At 42.7% G+C, this 6,766-nt stretch carries 7 protein-coding genes; 5 read left to right on the top strand and 2 right to left on the bottom strand.

The annotated features are described in order from the left end of the window. Positions 1-321: 321 nt before the first annotated feature. The 4 genes from V7201_RS03040 to V7201_RS03025 all read left to right on the top strand — a co-directional run bounded on the left by V7201_RS03040 (position 322) and on the right by V7201_RS03025 (position 4,566). Complete coding sequence (locus V7201_RS03040; protein WP_335375303.1) at positions 322-477, top strand: RAxF-45 family protein; 156 nt, start codon at positions 322-324, stop codon at positions 475-477. A 175-nt stretch (positions 478-652) separates the two neighbouring features. After that, entirely contained in the window at positions 653-2,542 is a 1,890-nt protein-coding gene (gene abc-f, locus V7201_RS03035; protein ID WP_335375302.1) for a ribosomal protection-like ABC-F family protein, read from the top strand. A gap of 153 nt (positions 2,543-2,695) precedes the next feature. Continuing rightward, on the top strand, positions 2,696-4,027 hold the full coding sequence (locus V7201_RS03030) for a polysaccharide biosynthesis protein (protein ID WP_335375301.1): 1,332 nt from the start codon (positions 2,696-2,698) through the stop codon (positions 4,025-4,027). A 110-nt stretch (positions 4,028-4,137) separates the two neighbouring features. Further along, complete coding sequence (locus tag V7201_RS03025) at positions 4,138-4,566, top strand: DUF1284 domain-containing protein (RefSeq protein ID WP_438825011.1); 429 nt, start codon at positions 4,138-4,140, stop codon at positions 4,564-4,566. 14 nt (positions 4,567-4,580) lie between these two features. Here the strand turns inward: V7201_RS03025 and V7201_RS03020 are convergent, their stop codons facing one another. Beyond that, a complete protein-coding gene (locus V7201_RS03020; protein WP_335375299.1) occupies positions 4,581-5,240 on the bottom strand; it encodes a TrkA C-terminal domain-containing protein in 660 nt (219 codons plus the stop codon). Between the two features lie 88 nt (positions 5,241-5,328). Then, positions 5,329-5,595: a hypothetical protein gene (locus V7201_RS03015; protein ID WP_335375298.1), complete on the bottom strand. Its 267-nt coding sequence runs from the start codon at positions 5,593-5,595 to the stop codon at positions 5,329-5,331. A gap of 219 nt (positions 5,596-5,814) precedes the next feature. Between V7201_RS03015 and V7201_RS03010 the strand changes: the two genes are divergently transcribed. Beyond that, complete coding sequence (locus V7201_RS03010; protein ID WP_335375297.1) at positions 5,815-6,753, top strand: magnesium transporter CorA family protein; 939 nt, start codon at positions 5,815-5,817, stop codon at positions 6,751-6,753. Positions 6,754-6,766 lie beyond the last annotated feature (13 nt).

Raw genomic sequence — 6,766 nt, 5'->3', positions numbered from 1 at the left:
CCGTGTAATGACCACTCGCTGGGGATTTCAACTGATGAGTGGTCATAATAAGCCGTGTAATGACCACTCGCAGGAGATTTCAACAGATAAGTGGTCATAAGAAGTCCTATAATGAGCACTCGCTGAAGATTCCACAAGATGAATGGTCATTAAAAGCCATAAAAAAAACGATCCCCTGAAAAATCACCCTGAATTTTTCTGTAACATCTAGAAAAAATAATCAACGTGATTTTCCATAAGAACACTTTTGAAAAAACTTGCTATACTATTGAATGAATAGTAAGATAAAAATGAATATTTAATGAACGGAGGTGAAGAGAGATGATCAAGACTGTTTTTGTACGCGGATTTTGGAATGAATTCCTTTATTTTTGCCGTGCAAAATTTGCTGTTGCAGCTGCCAACGGGATACGTATGCCCTTTTTTAGCAGTTCAATATCAAAACAAAACGGTAGGATCATCTCTTTTCCCGCTTAAAAACAAGCATCGGTGAATGGGGAGGGCACTATGCCCTCCTTTTGTATTCAGTGATATTTGGAGCCAGGAGCAGAGCAGTCTGCCCCTGGCTTTTTTGCGTCTTAACTGATGCACGAAAGCGCAGGGCAGACCAGGTGCTAAGGCGAAAGGAGAGGTCCGTTAGGAGGAAAATATAATGATAACAGTAAGTGTTAACGATATAAGCAAAATGTACGGCGGAAATACAATATTTCAGGATTTGAGCTTTGAAATAAATGAAAAAGACAGAGTTGGCCTTGTCGGCAGGAATGGCAGCGGGAAGACCACGCTTTTGCGGCTGATCGCTGCCATGGAAGAGCCAGACGGAGGCAAGATTCACTGGAAGAAGGGTCTAAGGATTGGCTATCTCGCACAGATTCCCGTATATGATTCCAAGATGACTGTCAGGGATGTTTTAAAAACAGCTTTTGATGAGCTAATAATCGTTCAACAGCATATGCAAAAGCTTGAGGAAGAAATGGCAGCTTCAGCGGAAGATTCGTTCATGCTTGAAAGGCTGCTGGCAAAATACGGTGTACTCCAGGAGAAATTTTCTCTTGGCGGCGGCTATGAAATGGATGCCAATATTGATCGGATTGCCAATGGATTAAATATTGCCGGGCTGCTGAATTCAAATTTTAACAGCCTGAGCGGCGGCGAGAAAACAAAGGCTGGGTTAGCATTAAGCTTGCTGCGTAATCCTGATTTGCTTTTACTCGATGAGCCGACAAACCATTTAGATATCACCGCAGCTGAGTGGCTGGCTGAATTCCTTTCATCTTATGAAGGGACTGTAGTCATCATCTCGCATGACCGTTACTTCCTTGATGAAACGGCGACGAAAATCCTCGATATGGAAGATGGGGAGATTGAGCTGTATCACGCTAATTATTCAGGCTTCCTTAAGGAAAAAGAAGAAAAATTACTGCGTGAATTCCAGGCGTATGAAGAACAGCAGAAGAAAATCAAGAAGATGAAGGAAGCGATCAAACGTCTGAGAGATTGGGCAAACCGGTCAAATCCTCCAAGTTCAGCATTGCATAAGCGAGCAACCAACATGGAAAGGGCACTGGCAAGGATGGAAAAGCTGGACCGTCCAATTTTAAACAGAAAGAAAATGAACTTCGAGCTCGAGACTGGTGCCCGAAGCGGAAAGGATGTTCTTGTCATCAAAGATGCCAGGAAAACATTCGGTACACGGGAACTATTCAGCGGTGTGAATCTCAAGCTGCAGTATCAAGACCGAGCTGCGATTGTTGGTGAAAATGGCTCAGGAAAAACAACGCTGCTGAAATTGATCCAGGGGGAGCTGAATCCTGACAGCGGGGAAGCAAGGCTGGGCAGCAATGTGAAAATCGGTTACCTTTCACAGCACATGGAGCTTTCCAGTAAGGATGGCAGTGTGCTGGACGCATTCAGAAGCGAAGTGGTCATGAATGAGGGCGAGGCCAGGAATGTTCTAGCAGGCTTTCTCTTTTACGGTCCGGCTGTTTTCAAAAAGGTATCACAGTTAAGTGGTGGCGAGCGGATGAGGCTGCGCCTTGCCCAGCTGATGCATCAGGACCTAAACTTCCTTGTTCTCGATGAACCGACGAACCACCTTGATATTGATTCACGAGAAGTGCTCGAGGAAGCGCTGGACGACTTTGAGGGCACGCTGCTCGCTGTATCGCACGACCGATTTTTCCTCAATAAGCTTTTCGATAAAATTTATTGGCTGGAAAGCGGTGAGGTGACGGAAATTGAAGGGAATTATGACAGAGCGAGAGTGAAGAAGGCTGAGAAACGGAAAATCCAGGAGTCAGCCCCTGTTCCAGTTGCGCCAGCAAAGAAACACGATGTTAAAACCGTGAAAAAAGATGCTTCTTTAGTAGATGAGGACCTGCTCCTGAATCAAATCGAGGCACTTGAAAAAGAGATTGCTCTGCTCGAAAACAAGATGGCAACAGTTGCAGATTTAGAAATATTGCAGGAGCTTTACGCTCAAAAAGAAGAATTAGATCGTGGACGCGAGTCTCTGTATTTAAAGCTTGAAGACATATCTTAGATCTGATGAAGAACTGCTCAATAGAGTGGTTCTTTTTTTATAATAAACTTATTTTCAGGAAGCTTCCCACATGAAAACAGACTTTCCTTAATATTGTCCGGACTTGTCTCATATGTTTATAAAAGTAAATGAGAAAGAAGTGGGAGAGAAGCTATGAATACTTTTTTAAAGGGGATGGCAATCCTTGTAGTTGCTAACTTTCTTGGTGAAGTGGTGGAGTTTCTTGTTAATATGATTCTTGCCAGGGAGCTGGGGGGAAGCGGGATGGGGCACTATATGACCATTTTGCCGACGATTTTCCTGATTATGATGCTTGCGAGCTTTGAATTGCCAGTATCTATTTCCAAAATGGTGGCAGAAAAGGATGACTCCTATCACCGAAGCATGATTAGACACGCGATCCGGCTTGCAATTGTATTCACTGCCATTCTTTTTATTGCAGCTGCTGTGGCACTGCCAGTGATTCCTGTTTTCAAGGACTATCATCCGTTGCTGAAATGGGTTGTGCTCGCGCTCATACCAGTGATGACAATCTCGGCGATTGCCAGAGGATTTTTTATGGGGAAACAGCAAATGGGCAAGATTGCGGTGTCCCATTTTCTGAGAAGAATCGTCCAGCTCGGTTTGTTAACCTTTTTATTCCAATTCTTTGAGTTTGGGAGTGAAACAGCCTTGCTGGTTGCTTTTTGTACATTAGCTGGCAGTGAGCTCGTCGTCTTTCTTTATTTGCTGCACTTGTTTATTCTTTCTTATCAAAGGATTAAAAAAGTTCCAGGAAAGCACTTAAGCGGCAGGGAGGTCAGGAAAAATCTTGTTGCTGTTTCGGTTCCGACAACAGGGCTGCGGATCTTTCACTCGCTGACACATGCGGTCCAGCCATTTTTAATCAAGGCTGCGGTTGTCAGTGCGGGACTTTCCCCGGAGATGGCGACAGAGCAGTTTGGAATGCTTGCCGGAGTAGCCATGACGATTGGATTCTTTCCAGCGTTCATCGCCCACTCATTTTTGATTGTCCTGATTCCTACCGTGTCCAAGGCCTACGCGGAAAAAGAGTTCCATAAGCTGCAAAAACTGCTCCAGCAGGTGATGCTGCTGACTGTATTATATGGATTGCCTTCCGTAACAGCCTTCTACTTTTTGGCTGAACCTTTAACAAGTAAGTTCTTTCACTCACATGAGGCTGCGGTGTATGTCCAGCTGCTTGCCCCTTATTTCCTGTTTCACTACTTTACGATTCCAATGCAGGCCTATTTAATAGGACTTGGGTTGATAAAAGACGCCTTCATTCATTCTGTTTATGCAACGGCAGTCACGTTTTCGCTCATATACCTTTTAGGTTCCAGGCCAGAATGGCACATGGAGGGAGTCATCTTAGGGATGAATACAGGAAGCCTGGTCATCCTGTTCTTGCATTATTTAACGATTTGCAAAAAAATCGGGATTACGTGGAGGGCTAAGAGTACAATACGGTATCCTCGGTATTAGAGGCTGCTTTTTCTGGATGGGATTTTGATATATTTAAAAAAGGATTTTCATCAATCATGGAGAATGTATGAATATGAAAAACTGTCAGGAGGGATGAAGTGGAAAAAGTAATGCGGGGACATCATCTCCTTTGTGTCCATGGATTCAGGGGGATGGGATATAGTCCTGAGTTTGTGAAAAAGATGGAAAGCATCGTAAATGATATACGCGATCCGGAGCAGGATTTTTACATAAAGGTTGTGGCAGCATTCGATGATGCCTGTATGTCGTGCCCGCACCGGGGGCTTGAAATTTGTGAAGCTGGTGAGGGGTCGAATGAGCATGTATTATCAATGGACGGTAAAATCATCCGTCATTTAGGTCTGGAACCTGGAAGCAGCTATTTAAAATCCTGCCTAGTACAGTTAACTGCTGAAAAGGTTGAACCAGAGGATCTTGATTACCTTTGCAAAAATTGCTCATGGCTGCCATATGGGGTGTGCAAGGAAGGGATCGCCGATCTGCGTAAAAATAACAAATGCCTGACCAAGGGGAGTTAATCTATTTCTGCCGGTCAGGCATCTTTAAATTTATCATCAATTAAAGGATTGCTGCCATATAAAACGAGGCGGTCACCTGGATCGATCTCGGTTTGATACGCTTTATTGCGAATATTAATGTCACCTCTTTTAATGAAGAGAAGAATGAGGTCATCCTCAATACCTACGATTTCATCAAACTTCTTTCCGGCAAAGCGAGATTCCTCACTAATGGAAATTTCCCTTACCTCATCATCTTCCTCCATCAGCAGAACATCTCGGATTGGCAAATCGGCCAGCTCATAAGTTTCCTCCATTTCACTCTTCAACTTTTCAGACAGCCTGTTTTTCACGCCTGGTACGCGGAGGATGAATAAAATAACGAGAAGTGATCCTGCTATATAGGCTATTTCCATGGTATAAAAAGTATCTGATAACAATTGCGTGATAGCGGAAATGATAACCGCAAGTGAGAATGCTCCGAAAAGGATCAGAAAAGCCCCCAGCCTTCTTCTGACTGGGTGATCGATGATGAGCTCCGATTCGCCTGTAGTAAACCCGGTGCCCGTCAGCATGGAAATCACCTGGAATCTGGCAACTTTCCGCTCAAGTCCTGTGGCGACAAAAATCGAAGAATTGATTTCGATTACGGTAAAAACAATGAAAAGGTAAATAAAGATAAATAAAATACCCATTCCTCCTGCCTCCTCAATCCACCAATAGTATTAGTAGTTGAGGGTGAAATTAAACAAAAATAGACCGGGGAGTTAGTCCCCGGCTAGCTTATTGATGCTGTAAATTTTCGTTGTAATAATTGACTCCATACATGGATCCTTCGCTGACCATCTTGTTGTCTTCAACGTCAAGCGGGTCTGGATTTCCTGCTTTTTCCACAGGTGTGAGATCCGTTTTTCCTGATGGCATGATTTTATCCTTCATCTGAGTTGCCATATTTGTAAGTTTCGTTTTATTTTCAGGTTTCATCGCCATCCACAATGCCGCTGCTCCAACACCTAACATGACTGCAGATTTCATTGAGCCAGTTTGCATAGTATAGTCCCTCCTATTAATTACACTTTTTTGAAAGTGCATAGAGGCCTAAAGCGATTTTGTCTGCCTCGTATGGTATTGTTTACCCGCTTTATCGAGATAAAAAACATATTTCAATTGGTAGTATTTCCAAGTTGAAACCGCTTTTTCGTTTCAACATGTTCTTTTAAGGGAAGAGTATTATTTAATTATTACTAGATAATGAAAGGTCTGAAACCCATGCAGCATACTTTAAACGATGGAAAATGGAAGTGGCACGATTTCCAAGAGGGACAAGCTTCCGAGCTTAACGAAATCACTGCTAAATATCCTACCTGCAATAACTGGTACAACAACATAAAAGGTAATCAAGCTAACTTTCTTCAGTTGAATACACAAACAAAGGGAGAAGAATATATTTGGGGTTCCTTAATTTATCGACAAGATATCGAAGAGAAACATGAAAAAAATATCTTCCACTTTTATATCTCTAAAGAATTTTTTATCACAATCGATTTTGACTTTACGGTACTGAATTGCAATCCTGAAAGTGTTCAAAAGCAAATGGAGCAAGCCGAAAATGGTGTGGAAGGTTTTTTTATTTTGCTGGGAGAAATCCTCTTGAATTACTTAAGAAAAATTGATGAATACGAGGAGCAGCTGCATGATTTGCTCTGGAAAATGAAAGAACAGAACAATCTCGAGATATTGGAGAAAGTATATGAAAACCGTCATGAACTCTTAATTTGGAGGAATTTGTTAATCCCGATCACAGAGCTGAAGTATATTGCAGAAGAAGCTTATGGCAGTGATATAAATAAGATGTCCGAATTCAGCCGAGTCGCAACCCGGATTGAAAGAATTCAAATGCTTTTAAATGCATACCAGCAAGAAATTGATACAATGATCAACCTTGAGGAAGTCGTATCGACACACCGCGGGAATGAAATTATGAAGACGCTCACTGTCATGACGGTTTTATTTACACCGGTCATGGCCTGGGGAGCACTTTGGGGGATGAACTTTAAGGTCATGCCGGAGCTGGAATGGAAGCTGGGATACGCGATGGCTGCTGCTTTGATTCTTGTATCTACTGTTGGCCTTTACATTTATTTAAGAATGAAGGGCTGGATGGGAGATATCTTAAAAGGGAGGAAGAAGAATTCGTTTTTCAAATAACAAAAAATCGCCC

Source organism: Bacillus sp. JJ1122, assembly GCF_036964885.1.
Lineage (GTDB): Bacteria > Bacillota > Bacilli > Bacillales > Cytobacillaceae > Mesobacillus.
Note: the sequence above shows the minus strand (reverse complement) of the source record. Positions and strands in the feature narration are given on the sequence as shown.

Excerpts from the sequence above, each read along its gene's own strand:
- V7201_RS03040 (WP_335375303.1), top strand. The coding sequence starts at position 322 with ATGATCAAGACTGTTTTTGTACGCGGATTTTGGAATGAATTCCTTTAT.
- V7201_RS03025 (WP_438825011.1), top strand. The coding sequence starts at position 4,138 with ATGCGGGGACATCATCTCCTTTGTGTCCATGGATTCAGGGGGATGGGA.
- V7201_RS03015 (WP_335375298.1), bottom strand. The coding sequence starts at position 5,595 with ATGCAAACTGGCTCAATGAAATCTGCAGTCATGTTAGGTGTTGGAGCA.
- V7201_RS03020 (WP_335375299.1), bottom strand. The coding sequence starts at position 5,240 with ATGGGTATTTTATTTATCTTTATTTACCTTTTCATTGTTTTTACCGTA.
- V7201_RS03030 (WP_335375301.1), top strand. The coding sequence starts at position 2,696 with ATGAATACTTTTTTAAAGGGGATGGCAATCCTTGTAGTTGCTAACTTT.
- V7201_RS03010 (WP_335375297.1), top strand. The coding sequence starts at position 5,815 with ATGCAGCATACTTTAAACGATGGAAAATGGAAGTGGCACGATTTCCAA.
- abc-f (WP_335375302.1), top strand. The coding sequence starts at position 653 with ATGATAACAGTAAGTGTTAACGATATAAGCAAAATGTACGGCGGAAAT.